Genomic DNA, 15,103 nt, shown 5'->3' on the forward strand with positions numbered 1-15,103 from the left:
CGCCATGAATGCTTCCTCCATCGACACCGTGCTGCGCATCCTCAACCTGTGCCGCAAGGAGTTCCTCGCCGTGCTCAAGGACCCGGCCAGCCGCGTCATCCTGATCGTGCCCGCGCTCATGCAGAGCCTGCTGTTCGGCTATGCCGCCACCTACGACCTCAACCAGGCCGACTACGCGCTGCTCGACCGGAGCCACAGCGCGGCATCGACTGCGCTGGTGGCCAAGCTCGACGGCACCGGCGTCTTCCACCGCGCCGCCACCTTGCGTACACCGGCCGACATCAAGCCCGTCATCGATGCGCAGGACGCGCTCTTCGTGATCCACATCGGCCCGCGCTTCGAGCAGCAGCTGCAGGCCGGCGAAGAGGCCGCGGTGCAGCTCGTCGTCGACGCGCGCAACTCCAACACCGCCGGCTCCGCTGCCGGCTACGTGAGCGCCCTGGTGGCCGACTTCAACGCGCAGTGGCGCGCGCAGCACGGCGGGGCGCCGGCGCCGGTGCGCATCGACTCGCGCGCCTGGTTCAACCCCAATCTCGAGACGCGATGGAACCTGATGCCCGGCATGATCGCCGCGCTCAGCATGCTGCAGACCCTGCTGCTCACTGCACTTTCGGTGGCGCGCGAGCGGGAGCAGGGCACCTTCGACCAGTTGCTGGTCACGCCGCTCACGCCCACCGAAATCATGATCGGCAAGGCCGTGCCGCCGGTACTGATCGGGCTGGTGCAGTCCACCATCGTGCTCCTGGTCACGCTGCTGTGGTTCGAGGTGCCGATGGCGGGCTCCCTCGTCACGCTCTATGCGGGGCTGGCGTGCTTCACCATCGCCAGCGTGGGCATCGGGCTGTCGATCTCGGCGGTGTCGGCCAACATGCAGCAGGCGATGCTCTACACCTTCGTGCTGATCATGCCGCTGATGCTGCTGTCGGGGCTGACCACGCCGGTGCGCAACATGCCCGAGGCGCTGCAGATCGCGACGCTGGCCAATCCGCTGCGCTTTGCGATCGACCTGGTGCAGCGCGTCTACCTCGAGGGCGTGGGCCTGCTGACCGTCTGGCACAACCTGATCCCGCTGGTCGTCATCGCGGCTGTCACGCTGCCGCTGGCGGCCTGGCTGTTCCGCAACCGTCTTGTCTGAAAGAGCGCGACATGAAGAACCCGCAACGCTCCTCCTCGTTCCTGTTCCGCTGCGCCCCCTGGATGGCGGCGCTGATGCTGGCCGGCGGCTGCGCGGTCGGGCCGGAGTTCAAGGCGCCCACGGCCGAAGCGCCGGCCGATTTTTCGGTTTGGCACGGTGGCTCGGCGGAGCTGCTCGATGTGCAGGCCCGCGATGCAGCGGGCACGCCCATCGGCTGGTCCGCGTTTGCCGATCCGGTGCTCGATGCACTGATGGCGAAGGCGCTCGAGGCCAACCACGACCTGCAGACCGCCGCGCTGCGCTTCGCCCAGAGCCGCGTTCAGCGGCAGCAGGCGGAGGCCCAGCGCGGGCCGCAGCTCAACGCGAGCGCGGGCGTGGCGCGCCAGCGGCAGAGCGAGTTCGGCTCAGGCACGCGGCTGATCGATGCGCTCAATCCGTCGAACCGCGAGCAGCTGATCGGCGCGTTGAGCGAGCCGCACAGGCTCTACCAGGCCGGCTTCGATGCCTCGTGGGAGCTGGACCTGTGGGGCCGCGTGCGTCGTGCCATCGAAGCGGCCGATGCCGATGTCGCCGCGTCACGGGCCATGCTGGCGCAGGTGCAGCTGGCCGTGCAGTCGGAGCTGGCGCGCAACTACTTCGAGTTGCGCACGGCGCAGCGGCAATTGCGCATCGCGCGCGCCGACATCGCTGCGAGCGAGGAGACGTTGACGCTCGTGCGGGCACGCGCCGACGGCGGCATGACCACCGACCTCGATGTGCGGCGGCAGGCCGCCCAGGCCGCGGATCTGCGCGCGCGCCTGCCGCAACTGCTGGCGCAGGAGGCGCAGGCGATCAACCAGATCACGCTGCTGCTCGGCGAGCGGCCCGGCGCGCTGCAGGCGCAGCTCGCGGCGCCCGCCGAGGGCCCCGCGAGCGCCTTGCCCGACCTGTCGCCGGGCCTGCCTTCCGAGGTGGCGCTGCGCCGTCCCGACATCCGGCGCGCACAGGCGCAACTGCATGCGGCCACCGCGAGCATCGGCGTGGCGATGGCCGACCTGTACCCGCGCATCACGCTCGGTGCTAACTTCGGCTTCGAATCGGTCGGGAGCCGCAACTTCGGCGAGTGGGGGAGCCGGCAATGGTCCGTCGGGCCCAGCCTGCAGCTGCCCATCTTCGATGGCGCAAGGCGCCGCAGCACAGTGACCTTGCGCGAGCTGCAGCAGCAGGAAGCCGCGGTGGCGTACCAGCAGACCGTGCTGAAGGCCTGGCACGAGATCGACGATGCGCTGAGCGCCTATGCCGCGGAGCGTCAGCGGCACCTTCAGCTCGTCGACAAGGAGCGGCAGAGCAGGGATGCCTGGGAGCTGGCGCGGGTGCGGTACGAGCATGGGCTGACCGACTTCCTGGTGCAGCTCGATGCGCAGCGCACGCTGCTGCAGGCGCAGCGCGACCAGGTGGACAGTGGAGGGCGGCTGGCGATGGATCTGGTGATGCTGACCAAGGCGCTGGGCGGGGCCGGGGGGCCGAACACCGCGCTGCCCTAGCGCGATCGGGTCTCTGGCATGCTGGCTCCTGCATGAACCTGGACCCTTTCGTCAGCGTCGATGGAATCCCCTTCTCGGTCTCGCGCGAGGAGATCGTGAAGATGCGAGGCCGGCCCGTGAGTACAGGCCGGAACGCCGTCGGACTTAACGAGCTCGACTACCAGTCGGTGGTCTACCGGTTCCAGGACGGCGGGAGGCTGGAAGAGATCACCCTGGAGGCGCGGGTGGTCAGCTTCGGCAATGTGGCTGTGCCCTTCGATGCGCTGGCGTCCTTCGTGCGGCGCGAGGATCCGGAGGTGTTCGAGCGGGCGGGCTTTGTCGTCAGCCCCCGCTTCGGCCTGGCCTTCGACCCCGATGAGCCGCCGTGGGTGACGGCGCTTGCGGCGCATTGCCTCGATGAGTGGCGGGCTCTGTGAAGTGCGCTCTCTGGCAGGATTTGCGGCTACCTGGTCCTTGCGTTGCGGAGGGATCATTCGTAGGCTCCCAGACTTTCTCGATTGAAAGGAGAAATTCATGGGTACCAATACAGTCAGACTCCATCGAGTCATTGCCGCGAAGCCGGAAAAGGTCTATCGGGCGTTCATCGACGCCGACGCCAAGGCGCGGTGGCTGCCGCCCAATGGCTTCACCGGCAAGGTCCACAGCATGGATGCCAAGGTGGGCGGCAAGTACAAGATGTCCTTCACCAACTTCACCACGGGCAAGAGCCACTCCTTCGGCGGCGAATACCGCGAGCTCGTGCCCAATGAGCGGGTGCGGTACACGGATGTGTTCGACGACCCGAACCTGCCCGGAGAGATGCACGTCACGGTCACGCTGAAGCAGGTCCTGGTCGGGACCGAGCTGAACATCGTCCAGGAAGGCATTCCCGATGCCATCCCGTTGGAAGCGTGTTACCTCGGGTGGCAGGAGTCGCTGCTGAACCTGGCGCGGCTGGTCGAGCCGGAGATCAACGACTAGCCGTTTGGGGTGATGAATCCCTCGCCCATGACGGGAGTTGCCCATGACACCGGCTGATCTCTCCGCCCTGTACCTCGAGTACATCGCTTGCCTCAACCAGCAGGATTGGGCGGCGCTGGGGCGCTTCGTCGACGATGAGGTGAGCCACAACGGCCGGCAGTTCGGGCTGTCCGGCTACCGGCAGATGCTCGAGAGAGATTTCCGGGAGATCCCCGATCTGCATTTCAGCGTGGCGTTGCTGGTTGCCGAGCCACCTCGTGTCGCGAGCCGGCTGGAGTTCGCATGCACGCCGAAGGCAAGCTTTCTGGGGCTCCCGGTTAACGGCAAGAGAGTCTCTTTTGCCGAAAACGTGTTCTACGAATTCCGGGGACGGAAGATCTGGCGAGTCTGGTCGGTGATCGACAAGGCTGCGATCGAAGCGCAGCTTTGATGGGTGCTGTCCGCGACCCAATCTGGTAGGTCCGCAAGAGATCCATTGAAAGGAGATGACCGCCAGATTCGCGCGACAAAAAGCCAGTCTTTATTTGCGGGAGGCTCGACTACAGTCCGCGGCACCCAAAAAGAAACGAGCTTCCCGAATGAATAAGAAGACCGCTGCATTGCCAGCGTATGCATCGAGATCGCATGCATCGATGCCGTCCCATCGCCATGTGTTCACGCGGATGTTGAGCCGCACAGTTCTCGCCGCTGGTCTGTGCGCCGTTGCTCTCGCAGTCCATGCCGGTTCGGTGAGCTACAGCTACGACGCGCTGGGCCGCCTGGCCAGTGCCGTCTACACCGACGGTAGCGTCACCACCACCATCACCTACAGCTACGACGCCGCAGGCAATCGGACCTCGGTGGCGACCACGTCGCCATAGCGTCGGCGCGCTGTCGCAGCCTGGCCCGGGAGGGCAGGGCTGCTCGCTTTCTTTCCATCAAAACAATCGGGGAGTTTCCATGTCCAAGCTCGCGCGCGCGTGCGCCGTTGCCGTGGCCGTTGCCACATCGCTTGCAGGCGGCATCGCTGCTGCGCAGATCCAGGGAGGTGTTGCGCGCAAGGCTGCACCGGCCGCCATCGCCCTCGGCGTTCCCGTTGCCAAGGCCACTGTCAACCAGCGATCGTCCGCGTCCGCTGGCTCGGGCAGTCCATTGAGCTTTGCCAGCGGCCAGCCCGCGCTGCGCTACCAGGCGGTGGACCTGCCCAGCAGCAAGGACCCCGTGCGGCGCGAGGCCGTCAAGGACGGCGCCAAGGAAGCCAATGTCTCTGCTCGCGGTGCCAGCACAACTGCCGGCGCCGCCAACGCCACCGGCGAGTTCGCCCCCGCCCCCGGCGTCCTTCGCGCCAACATGCCCCCGGTCACCTTTGCCGATGCCCAGCGCATCCTCAAGTCCAGGGTGCTCCCCGCCAACCTCAACCAGGGTGTCACCGCGGCTCCCAAGACCGCCAAGACCTCCACCTTGGCCACCAGGATGAAGATCGCCGGCGACGCCGCCGCCTCCGGCCCCGCCTCCATCGCCGAGCTCGCCCGCGCCTTGCGCCACCACCCCGACCTCATCTACCAGTACGTCCGCAACAACGTCGAGTACTACCCCACCTTCGGGCTGCAAAAGGGCGCGCTCGGCGCCGTGCTCGACAACCAGGCCACCGCCCACGACCAGGCCACCCTGATGGTCGAGCTGCTGCGCGCCTCGGGTCTCGAGGCCAACTACGTGCGCGGCATCGCCAGGCTCAGCGCCGCGCAGTTGGGTGAGTGGTGGGGCGTGAACACCGCCAATGCCTGCGGCGTGCTGTCCCTCCTGGGCCAGGCGCAGATCCCCGTCTACGAGATCAACGCCACCACCGCCGGCAGCTGCCCCGGCACCGTGGCCGCCTTGACCGATGTCTCCATCGAGCACGTCTGGGTCAAGACCCGGATCAACGGCAGCTGGTACGTCTTCGACCCCAGCTACAAGCCCCACACCTTCAAGGCCGGCATCGACCTCGCCAGCTGGAGCGGCTACAACGCCGCCAACTACCTGGCCTCGGCCCAAAGCGGCGCCACCGTCGGCACCGACTACGTCCAGAACATCAACCGCAACAACATCCGCTTCAACCTCGAGAAGTACGCCGGCATCCTCGCGGGCTCCCTGCGCACCTTGAAGCAAACCGCCACGCTCGATGACGTACTCGGCGGCAAGACCATCACTCCCTTCTATGGCGCCTTGCGCCAGACCTCGCTGCCGTACCAGAACACCGCCTGGGGCAGCGAGGAGCTGGCCGAGCTGCCGGGCTACATGAAGCCCACCCTGCGCGTGCAGTACCAGGGCATCGACCAGACCTACACGTCCGATGCCATCTACGGCAAGCGGCTGACCCTTACCTACAACGGTGCGAACCAGCCCATCCTCAAGCTCGATGGCGTTGCCGTCGGCAGTCCGGGCACGGCCGTGACACCAGGCGCCTCGACCGCCGTCACCTTCACCGTCACCCACAACGCCTACGTCTCCACCTGGGCCAACCACAGCTTCACGCAGAAGATCCGGGGCGGCGGCACCAACACCTTCCTGATCGCCAACGGCTGGGGCCCGGCAGGCCGCGGCCCGGCCGAGAACTACCGAAGAGTGCTCAGCGACCTCAAGGCCTCCGGTGCCGCAGACGCCTCCGAGCCGCTGCTGGGCTCCACCCTGGCCGTGATCGGCGCCCAGTGGATCGCCCAGAACACCCATGCCGGCAGCATCACCGAGCGGATCGCCGACACCACGCTGCTGCACCAGCACCAGGTCGGCATCGTGGGCTACACCGGCAGCGCCTACGTGGACCTGCCCAGCAATGTGCTGGCGGTCGCCAACCTCGCGGGCAGTGTCGACAAGGAGAGCGCGGCATTCGCCAACTGGGCCATGCACCTGAGCATCCTGGAGTCCACGGCGGTGCAGCAGACGACCGGCGTGCCGGCGGTGTCCACGGTCAAGCTCATCGACATCGCTTCGGCGGCCGGGCAGCGCATCTACAACGCAACCGCTGCCAACTACACCAGCGCCGTGCAGCCCAACCTGGTGAACTGCGGGGCGCATCTCGGCAACTTCAGCAGCTATCTCAACTCAGGCCTGCGCCTGATCCTCCCGGCGCGCTGCGACATCGCCGAGAACAGCTGGGCGGGTGCCGGCTACTTCACAGTGGGCTCCGGGCTCTACCTGGGCTCCGTCATCAGCGACGGGCTGTCGGGTGGCTTCGCCACGTATCCTCAGTCAGAAAAGATGCTCCCTGAGGTCGTGGTCCCGGCCTCCCGAGAACCACTCACCCTGATCCAAGCCGGCCTGCAACTCCTCGGCGACCCCATCGACATGGTGCAGGGCCACTTCCTCTACAACCACGAGGACCTCAACGTCGGCGTCGGCAGCTTCCCGCAGAGCCTGGGCTTCCAGCGCCTGTACAGCTCCGGCATGCGCAACCAGAACGGGCCTCTTGGCAGGGGCTGGACCCACAACTTCAGCGCCACCGCCGCTGTCAACTCCGACGGCTTCCAGGCCATGGGCGAGGACTCCGCGCTGGATGCCGTGGGCACCATCGTCGAGCACAAGGCGTCCTTCGACCTCCTGATGGACCCGGCACGGCCTCTGGCCAAGCTCGTCACCGCCAGCCTCGGCCAGCGCTGGTTCGGCGATCAGCTGATCAACAACACCGTCGTCGTCACCCAGGGCCTCAACGCCGAGGTCTTCGTCAAGCTGCCTGACAGTACCGGTCGCTACAACCCGCCGCCCGGCAAATCCGGCAGGCTGACGAAGAGTACCGACGGCACCTACGCCTACGAGGCGCTCAACCGCGCAGTGTTGAAATTCAACGCCGCCGGCAAGGCCGAGACCTACACCGAGCCCAGCGGCGTCCAGGCCAAGTTCACCTACTCCGGCAACGACCTCACGCAGGTGCAGAACAGCCTGGGCCGCACGCTGACCTTCACCAACACCAGCGGACGCATCACCCAGGTGAGCGATGGAACCCGTTCCGTGAGCTTCGGCTACGACGCGGATTCGAACCTCGCCACCTTCACCAACACACTGGGCCAGAGCACGACGTTCTCGTACGCCCTGCCCGGGCAGATCCGCAGCATCTACAACCCAGCATCGCCTTCGACGGCCACCCTCACCAACACCTACGACAGCCTCGGGCGCGTGAAGAACCAGGTGAATGCGCGGGGCAAGAGCTACGACTACTACTTCGCCGGGTCGCGAACCGAGGAGATCGGCCCGGGCGGCACGGCCCGCACCAGCTACCTCGACGGGCAGGGCAATGTCCTCCAGTCCAGCACGCCCGCGGGCAACTGGACCCTCAACACCTACGACGGCCAGTCGCGCCTCATCCGCAAGCAGCTGCCCGAGGGCAATGCCACCGAGTACGCCTACGACGACGCCACCTGCACCATCCCGGCGTTCCGCTGCACGCACAACGTCCAGAGCATCACCGGCATTGCCAAGCCCGGCAGCGGCCTGGCCAACCGGGTGCAGCGCTTCTACTACGAAAGCGCCTTCAACAAGATCGAAAGTGCCTACGACGCGCGCAACCAGCTCACCCGCTACACCTACACCGCGCAGGGCCTGCCGCTCACCATCACGGCACCGGCCGATGCCGCCGGCGTGGCGCCGCAGACCACCTACGCGTACACCGCCTTCACGCCCAGCGGCTATCCGAGCTTCTACCTGCCGAGCGCGCAGACCGTCAAGACCAGCGCCAGCAACAGCGTGGTGACCGCCACCACCTACAACGCCGCCAACAAGTACGTGCCGCAGACCAGCACGGTCGATGCGGGCACCGGCAAGCTGAACCTGACGACCAGCTTCACATATGACGTGACCTGCAACCTCACCGGAGTCGATGGGCCGCGCACCGATGTGGCCGACTCCATCGTCACCAGCTACGACGCCGAGCGCCGGCCCACGCAGGTCACCGATGCGATGGGCAAGCAGACCCGAATGGCCTATGACGCCGATGGCCGCCCGGTCAAGAGCGCGGCCCAGCAGGGTGCCCAGTGGCTCGTGAGCTGCAGCCGCTACAGCGAGACCGGCAAGGTCACCCGGGCCTGGGGGCCGGCGCTCACCAGTGCGGCCACCACCTGTCCTGCCGAGGCTGCTCCGGTCCCCATCACCGACACCGCCTACGACGACCTCGATCGGCCCTCCCGCGTCACCCAGTCACTACCTGCGGCCGACGGCGGCAATCGCGTCACCGAGACCGTCTACAACGCCGACGACACCGTGCAGGCCGTCAACAAGGCCGTGGGCACCGCCCTGACCCAGACCTACATCACCTACACCTACACGCCCAACGGCAACGTCGATTCGGTCAAGGACGCCAAGAACAACCTGACCGTCCACACCTACGACGGCTTCGATCGGCTCGCCAGGACGTACTACCCGCTGCCGGCTACCCCTCTGTACGCCAATGCGAACGACTACGAGGAGAACGCCTACGACGCGAACGGCAACATCACGGGCCTGCGCAAGCGCAATGGCCAGACCGTCACCCAGAGCTGGGACAACCTCAACCGGCTGACCGCCCGGTCCTATCCGAACACCGCCGACAACGTCCAGTTCGGCTACGACCTGCGAGGGCTGCGCACCTCGGCCCAGTTCGCCAACGGCACGCACGCCATCAGCTACGCCTGGGACAACGCCGGGCGGCTCGCGAGCACCACAGCCGGCGGCAAGACCCTGAGCCACCAGTACGACGCCGCGGGCAACCGCATCCGCACCACCTGGCCCGATGCGTTCTACACGACCACCAGCTACGACGCGGCCAACCGGCCGAGCGCCATCCAGGAGAACGGCAGCGTCAACCTGGCCAGCTACGCCTACGACGACCTGGACCGGCGCACCACCGTGACCTTGGGCAACGGCACCACCATCCGGCATGCCTACGACAACCAGGGCGCACTGGCCATGCTGAAGAACTTCCTCGCCTCGCCGTCGCAGGAGGTGCAGTACAGCTACGCGCGCAACCAGCTGCGCGAACTCAAGAGCGTCTCCTGGACCAACAACCTGTACCAGTGGAACGGGGCCACGCCGGTCACGAAGAGCTACACCAGCAACGGGCTGAACCAGTACACCGCGGCGGGCGGGGCAGCGCACGCCTATGACGGCAACGGCAACCTCACGGGCGACGGCACCTGGAGCTATGGCTACGACCTGGACAACCGGCTGAAGACGGCGAATAAGGCGGGGACCGCGGCGAGCTTGAGCTATGACGCCGAGGGAAGACTCAGGCAAACAGCCATCGGATCAGCCACGACGAGCCTGCTGTACGACGCCGCGAACCTGATTGCCGAGTACGACGCGCCGGGCACGACGCTGCAAAGACGCTACGTGCACGGCCCCGGCACCGACGAGCCGATCGTCTGGTACGAGGGATCAGGCACCACCGCCAAGAACTGGTTCTATGCGGACCACCTCGGCAGCATCGTGGCCACGGCCAATGCGACAGGCGCCTCCACGGGCATCTACAGCTACGGGCCTTACGGCGAGCCGAACACGACAACCGGCCCGAGATTCAGGTACACCGGCCAGCAGCTCATCGGTGAGCTGGGGCTGTACCACTACAAGGCGCGCTTCTACTCGCCGGGCCTGGGTCGGTTCCTGCAGACGGACCCGATCGGCTACAAGGACGACGTCAACCTGTATGCCTACGTGGGCGGCAACCCCGCGAACCGGACTGACCCTTCTGGATTGATCGCCCGCGAAGCTGTGGAACTGGCCGCTGGTCTCGGAGGCGCCATCAGGGACGGCTGGAGCGCTTCAGTGGCAGCGTTCCAGAATGAATCTCTGGGGGACATGGCGCTCAAGACCGTGGAAGGACTTAATCCGACTGTGGGTGCCGCTGCGGGTGCCGGTGTTAAATTGCTGGGCGCAGCGAAGGAAGCAACGCCACTCGTGAATGGCGCAATCAGGATAACTGAGAAAGGCATGGCGCACGTCGTTGAGCGACATACCGTCAACGACATTGCGAAGTTCGCTGGCAAGAGTAAGTTCAACGAAGGTGAGAGCTTGCCAGCTCTGATCACTTCGGGGGCGCAGCAGCAGACAGTTCAGCAGGCCAATGGTAATTTCGCCCGCACGTGGGATGCTGGTCGCTCCATCGGGATCGATCGTGGCACTGGTCAGCAAACCTCAGTCATGACCGTAATTACCCGTCCGAATGGCGAGTTGGTCACAGCGTTCCCCGGTCGCCCGTAGGAGGTTCTATGTCTCTCGATTTTGCGATTCTTGGTCAGAACGGAGCACCAGAGAAGACCGTGTCGCTGGGTGTCGATCTGCACCATGAACTGATCACCGCCGCCGCTGCTCGTGCGCTTGGTCGCTTCCAGGACTTCGAGGACTACTACGAAGATGCGGAGATTGCCGCCGATGATCTTCCGGAGTTGGCTGAACAGGTTCAGTTACTTCGTGCCGAAGTCGCGTCGATTGATCTACAGCGGTTCCTCGACGGATTGAGCGAGTTAGTAGCGGACGCAATCGCCGATCACAAGGCGCTTCATGCGATAGCGGACTAATCCCATTTGGCAAACATAAACCATTCACTCTGCAAACCCGCGATGAGACTTTCTCTGTTCCTGGTCATCTTTACCCTCATTCTGTCTGGCTGCGCCAAACCTCAGAGGTATTTCATAGGTGACTCGCAGAGCCTGAGCCACGAGCAAGCTGTAACAGCTCTTAAGAAACAGTCCATCTCGTGGAAGGGTCCGCTTGAACTGGACCAGCCAACTCAGATCGTGCACGCCGTGCCATCCCCGTATCCGCGCGAGGCAATACGAGCAGGACTGGAGGGAAGAGTCATTGTCGAAATGGAAGTGGACGAGCGCGGAAACGTTGCGCGTACAACGATCATCGGCGAGTCACCCAAGCTGCTCGTAGACGCAGCGGTCAGCGCCGTCAGTCAATGGAAGTTCCGGCCTCACACCTATCGCGGCGCACCAGCCAAGGTACGGCTTCGTCAGCCAATCACTTTCCAGCTGGAACCGCGGGAGGACCCCGCACCCACCCAGTAACAGAGCCGAACCCGCCCATTCCCCACGCCTCTACCCCAACACATCATTCACCTGCGCATTGAACTCCGCCTGCCCCAACGCCACCCCGATCTCCCTCGGCAGCGCATCCCTCACCGAAAACACCCCCAGGATCTTCGTCCCCGACACCAGCGGCAGGTGCCGGAACCCGCGCTCGAGCATCAGCACCACCGCATCCGACACCAGCGTCTCCGGCGACACGCAGATCGGGTTAGGCGTCATCACCTCGCGCACGGCCGTGCGGTCCGGATCGAGGCCTTTGGCCAACACTCGCGTCATCAGGTCGCGCTCGGTCAAGATGCCCAGCAGGATGTCCGGCGGCTCCATGACGAGCACGCTGCCGCAGTTGGCGCGGGTCATCGCGCCGGCGGCGTCGCGCGCGCTGGCATGCGGCCCGAGGCTCAGCACGTGCTTGCGCGATATGGACTGAAACACAGTACGTTCTTCCGCCATGGTGCGCCCTCCAGCAAAAGCGCGATGTTGCGACGGGCCGGCGCTCAGCGCAAGGAGGCGTTGAGTTTTTCCAGCGCCGCCGCGCCCGGGCACAACTCGCCAGGCCCCAGCTGATTGAGCGGGCGGGCACTGGTGTTGAGCGCCGTATGCAGGTCGGTGGCCAGCGGATCGACGTACAGCAGCCCGGTCACGACCTCGCCCATCTCCTGGTGCCGCTGCATGTGCGCCATGGCAGCGTGGCGGTCGCCGGGGTTGTAGCCGGCGTGCAGGCTGCGCAGCCGCAGCAGGGTGCCGTCGTGCTGGCGCACGTCCATCACCTCTCCGGGCGCCATGTCCACGCTGATCTCCTCGCGGCTGTGAATGAAATCGATGCGGCTCACCGCCTCGTTGTGTTCGCGCACGTAGTCGTAACTCTTGGTGCTGCCCGGATGGTTGTTGAAGGCCACGCAGGGGCTGATCACGTCGATGAAGGCGGCCCCGCCGTGGCTGATGGCGCCCTTGATGAGCGGCACCAGCTGTGCCTTGTTGCCCGAGAAGCCGCGCCCGACGTAGGTAGCGCCCAGTTGCAGGGCCATGGCCACGAGGTCCACCGGGCTGTCGGTGTTGATCGCGCCCTTCTTGCTCTTGGAGCCCTCGTCGGCAGTGGCGGAGAACTGGCCCTTGGTGAGGCCGTAGACGCCGTTGTTCTCGACGATGTAGGCCATGCGCACGCCGCGTCGCATGGCGTGAGCGAACTGGCCGAGGCCGATGGAGGCCGAATCGCCGTCGCCCGAGACGCCGAGATAGAGCAGGTCGCGGCTGGCCAGGTTGGCGCCGGTCAGCACGCTGGGCATGCGGCCATGCACGGTGTTGAAGCCGTGCGAGGCGCCCAGAAAATAGTCCGGCGTCTTGGAGCTGCAGCCGATGCCCGAGAGCTTGGCAACGCGGTGCGGCTCAATGTCCAGCTCCCAGCAGGCCTCGATGATGGCCGCCGAGATCGAGTCGTGGCCGCAGCCGGCGCACAGGGTGGAGATCTTGCCCTCGTAGTCGCGCCGCGTGTAGCCGACCTTGTTGGTGGCCAGGGTAGGGTGGCGCAGCTTGGGCTTGGCGAGATAGGTCATGCGGTTTCCCCCTTCACATGCGCAGCGATGGCGCCGGTGACGAAGCGCGCCGTGATGGGCGTGCCGTCGAAATGCAGCACGCGCACCAGCCGGGCCGGGTCGATGTCGAGTTCGTTGATCAGCAGGCTGCGCATCTGCGCGTCGCGGTTCTGCTCCACCACGAAGACCTGGTGGTGTTCGGCCAGGAACTGCACCACGCTCTGCGGGAAGGGAAAGGCGCGCAGCCGCATCGCGTCCAGGTGGATGCCGCGGGCCTCGAGCGCTTCCAGCGCTTCATGCATGGCCGGGCTGGTCGAGCCGAAATAGATCACGCCCAGGTCCGTCGCCTGCGCAGCCGGCCTCAGCACGGGCTGCGGCACCATCGTGGCGGCGGTCGCGAACTTCTTCAGCAAGCGCTCCATGTTGTAGATGTAGTCGGGCCCGCGCTCCGAGTAGCGTGCGTAGGCGTCGCGCGTGGTGCCGCGCGTGAAGAAGCTGCCCTTGGTCGGGTGCGTGCCGGGCAGAGTGCGCCAGGGGATGCCGTCGCCGTCCACGTCCTTGTAGCGGCCGAAGTCGCGGCCGGCCTCCAGCTCCTCGGCCGTCATGACCTTGCCGCGGTCGTAAGTGCGGCTGTCGTCCCATTCGAAGGGCGCGCACAGGCGCTGGTTCATGCCGATGTCCAGGTCGGTCATCAGGAACACGGGGGTCTGCAGGCGATCCGCCAGGTCGAGCGCGGCAGCGGCATGCTCGAAGCACTCGTGCGGGTCCTCGGGGAACAGCAGCACGTGCTTGGTGTCGCCGTGGGACGCGTAGGCGCAGCACAGGATGTCGGCCTGCTGGGTGCGCGTGGGCATGCCGGTGGAAGGCCCGCCGCGCTGCACGTTGATGAGGGTGACCGGGATCTCGGCGAAGTAGGCCAGGCCGATGAACTCGGTCATCAGCGAGATGCCCGGGCCCGAGGTCGCGGTGAAGGCGCGCGCGCCGTTCCACCCGGCGCCGACCACCATGCCGATGGAGGCCAGCTCGTCCTCGGCCTGCACGATGGCGAAGCGGTTCTGGCCGGTGGCCGGGTCTACGCGGAACTTGGCGCAGTACTTCTGGAAGGCCTCGGCGACCGACGAGGAGGGCGTGATCGGGTACCAGGCCGCGACCGTGGCGCCGCCATACACGCAGCCCAGCGCCGCGGCGCTGTTGCCGTCGACGAAGATGCGCTCGCCCACGCGGTCGGCCCGCCGCACCTGCAGCCCCACCGTCTCGCGCAGGTGCTCGCGCGCGAAGTCGCAGCCCAGGTGCAGCGCCTGCACGTTGGAGGCCAGCAGCTTCTCCTTGCCCCTGTACTGCTCGCCGAGCAGCTTCTCGACCACCTGCGGCTCGATGCCGAGCAGCACGGCGAGCGCGCCTACGTAGACGATGTTCTTGAACAGCTGCCGCTGGCGCGGATCGTGGTAGACCGCGTTGCAGATCTCGGTCAGCGGCATGCCGATCACGCGGATGTCGTCGCGGAACTTCGAGGGCGGCAGGGCGCGCGTGCTGTCGTAGAACAGGTAGCCGCCGGGTTCCAGCTCGGCCACGTCGGCGTCCCAGGTCTGCGGGTTCATCGCCACCATCATGTCGGTGCCGCCGCGCCGCCCCATGTAGCCCTGCTCGGAAACGCGCACCTCGTACCACGTCGGCAGGCCCTGGATGTTGCTCGGGAAGATGTTGCGCGGGCTCACCGGCACGCCCATGCGCAGGATGGCCTTGGCGAACAGCTCGTTGGCCGACGCCGAGCCCGAGCCGTTGACGTTGGCGAACTTGATGACGAAGTCGTTGATTGCCGTGATCGCAGGCGTGGCTCCCACGTTCACCGAGGGGACCGGCGCGCCTTTGGGCGGAAGTGTTGCGCTCATCGGACAACCTCCGCGCCATGCGCTGCGGTGCCAATCGACCTGGGAGCGGCCC

At 66.2% G+C, this 15,103-nt stretch carries 12 protein-coding genes; 9 read left to right on the top strand and 3 right to left on the bottom strand.

Going from position 1 to position 15,103, the window contains the following annotated elements:
* Positions 1-4: 4 nt before the first annotated feature.
* From ACMGEZ_RS09290 to ACMGEZ_RS09330, 9 genes are all read left to right on the top strand, one after another.
* Entirely contained in the window at positions 5-1,135 is a 1,131-nt protein-coding gene (locus tag ACMGEZ_RS09290) for an ABC transporter permease (protein WP_436821974.1), read from the top strand.
* Positions 1,136-1,146: 11 nt separating this feature from the next.
* A complete protein-coding gene (locus ACMGEZ_RS09295; RefSeq protein WP_436821975.1) occupies positions 1,147-2,658 on the top strand; it encodes an efflux transporter outer membrane subunit in 1,512 nt (503 codons plus the stop codon).
* A 32-nt stretch (positions 2,659-2,690) separates the two neighbouring features.
* Positions 2,691-3,074 carry a hypothetical protein gene (locus ACMGEZ_RS09300; RefSeq protein ID WP_436821976.1) on the top strand — a complete coding sequence of 128 codons (384 nt, stop codon included), beginning with the start codon at positions 2,691-2,693 and terminating at the stop codon, positions 3,072-3,074.
* Positions 3,075-3,171: 97 nt separating this feature from the next.
* Positions 3,172-3,618, top strand: a complete 447-nt coding sequence (locus tag ACMGEZ_RS09305; RefSeq protein ID WP_436821977.1) for an SRPBCC family protein — start codon at positions 3,172-3,174, stop codon at positions 3,616-3,618.
* A gap of 43 nt (positions 3,619-3,661) precedes the next feature.
* Positions 3,662-4,048, top strand: a complete 387-nt coding sequence (locus ACMGEZ_RS09310) for an ester cyclase (RefSeq protein WP_436821978.1) — start codon at positions 3,662-3,664, stop codon at positions 4,046-4,048.
* Between the two features lie 148 nt (positions 4,049-4,196).
* Complete coding sequence (locus ACMGEZ_RS09315) at positions 4,197-4,478, top strand: RHS repeat domain-containing protein (protein WP_436821979.1); 282 nt, start codon at positions 4,197-4,199, stop codon at positions 4,476-4,478.
* Positions 4,479-4,557: 79 nt separating this feature from the next.
* Positions 4,558-10,800 (top strand): RHS repeat-associated core domain-containing protein, encoded by a 6,243-nt coding sequence (locus tag ACMGEZ_RS09320; protein ID WP_436821980.1) that lies wholly within the window; start codon positions 4,558-4,560, stop codon positions 10,798-10,800.
* Between the two features lie 8 nt (positions 10,801-10,808).
* Positions 10,809-11,117 carry a hypothetical protein gene (locus tag ACMGEZ_RS09325; protein WP_436821981.1) on the top strand — a complete coding sequence of 103 codons (309 nt, stop codon included), beginning with the start codon at positions 10,809-10,811 and terminating at the stop codon, positions 11,115-11,117.
* 42 nt (positions 11,118-11,159) lie between these two features.
* Entirely contained in the window at positions 11,160-11,612 is a 453-nt protein-coding gene (locus ACMGEZ_RS09330) for an energy transducer TonB (protein ID WP_436821982.1), read from the top strand.
* A gap of 30 nt (positions 11,613-11,642) precedes the next feature.
* On the opposite strand, the gene ACMGEZ_RS09335 is transcribed toward ACMGEZ_RS09330, so the two are convergent.
* Genes ACMGEZ_RS09335 through ACMGEZ_RS09345 form a run of 3 tightly spaced genes read right to left on the bottom strand, consistent with a single transcriptional unit; the run spans position 11,643 to position 15,051 of the window.
* Positions 11,643-12,083, bottom strand: a complete 441-nt coding sequence (locus ACMGEZ_RS09335; protein ID WP_436821983.1) for a CBS domain-containing protein — start codon at positions 12,081-12,083, stop codon at positions 11,643-11,645.
* 44 nt (positions 12,084-12,127) lie between these two features.
* On the bottom strand, positions 12,128-13,183 hold the full coding sequence (locus ACMGEZ_RS09340; RefSeq protein WP_436821984.1) for a 2-oxoacid:ferredoxin oxidoreductase subunit beta: 1,056 nt from the start codon (positions 13,181-13,183) through the stop codon (positions 12,128-12,130).
* Positions 13,180-15,051 (bottom strand): 2-oxoacid:acceptor oxidoreductase subunit alpha, encoded by a 1,872-nt coding sequence (locus ACMGEZ_RS09345; protein ID WP_436821985.1) that lies wholly within the window; start codon positions 15,049-15,051, stop codon positions 13,180-13,182. The genes ACMGEZ_RS09340 and ACMGEZ_RS09345 overlap by 4 nt, the downstream gene beginning before the upstream one ends.
* Between the last annotated feature and the right edge of the window lie 52 nt (positions 15,052-15,103).

The sequence above is a fragment of the Variovorax stachyos genome (genome assembly GCF_051400855.1).
Lineage (GTDB): Bacteria > Pseudomonadota > Gammaproteobacteria > Burkholderiales > Burkholderiaceae_C > Variovorax.

Bases quoted from the DNA above. Each gene is read 5' to 3' on its own strand.
- ACMGEZ_RS09290 (WP_436821974.1), top strand. From the start codon at position 5: ATGAATGCTTCCTCCATCGACACCGTGCTGCGCATCCTCAACCTGTGC.
- ACMGEZ_RS09295 (WP_436821975.1), top strand. From the start codon at position 1,147: ATGAAGAACCCGCAACGCTCCTCCTCGTTCCTGTTCCGCTGCGCCCCC.
- ACMGEZ_RS09300 (WP_436821976.1), top strand. From the start codon at position 2,691: ATGAACCTGGACCCTTTCGTCAGCGTCGATGGAATCCCCTTCTCGGTC.
- ACMGEZ_RS09305 (WP_436821977.1), top strand. From the start codon at position 3,172: ATGGGTACCAATACAGTCAGACTCCATCGAGTCATTGCCGCGAAGCCG.
- ACMGEZ_RS09310 (WP_436821978.1), top strand. From the start codon at position 3,662: ATGACACCGGCTGATCTCTCCGCCCTGTACCTCGAGTACATCGCTTGC.
- ACMGEZ_RS09315 (WP_436821979.1), top strand. From the start codon at position 4,197: ATGAATAAGAAGACCGCTGCATTGCCAGCGTATGCATCGAGATCGCAT.
- ACMGEZ_RS09320 (WP_436821980.1), top strand. From the start codon at position 4,558: ATGTCCAAGCTCGCGCGCGCGTGCGCCGTTGCCGTGGCCGTTGCCACA.
- ACMGEZ_RS09325 (WP_436821981.1), top strand. From the start codon at position 10,809: ATGTCTCTCGATTTTGCGATTCTTGGTCAGAACGGAGCACCAGAGAAG.
- ACMGEZ_RS09330 (WP_436821982.1), top strand. From the start codon at position 11,160: ATGAGACTTTCTCTGTTCCTGGTCATCTTTACCCTCATTCTGTCTGGC.
- ACMGEZ_RS09335 (WP_436821983.1), bottom strand. From the start codon at position 12,083: ATGGCGGAAGAACGTACTGTGTTTCAGTCCATATCGCGCAAGCACGTG.
- ACMGEZ_RS09340 (WP_436821984.1), bottom strand. From the start codon at position 13,183: ATGACCTATCTCGCCAAGCCCAAGCTGCGCCACCCTACCCTGGCCACC.
- ACMGEZ_RS09345 (WP_436821985.1), bottom strand. From the start codon at position 15,051: ATGAGCGCAACACTTCCGCCCAAAGGCGCGCCGGTCCCCTCGGTGAAC.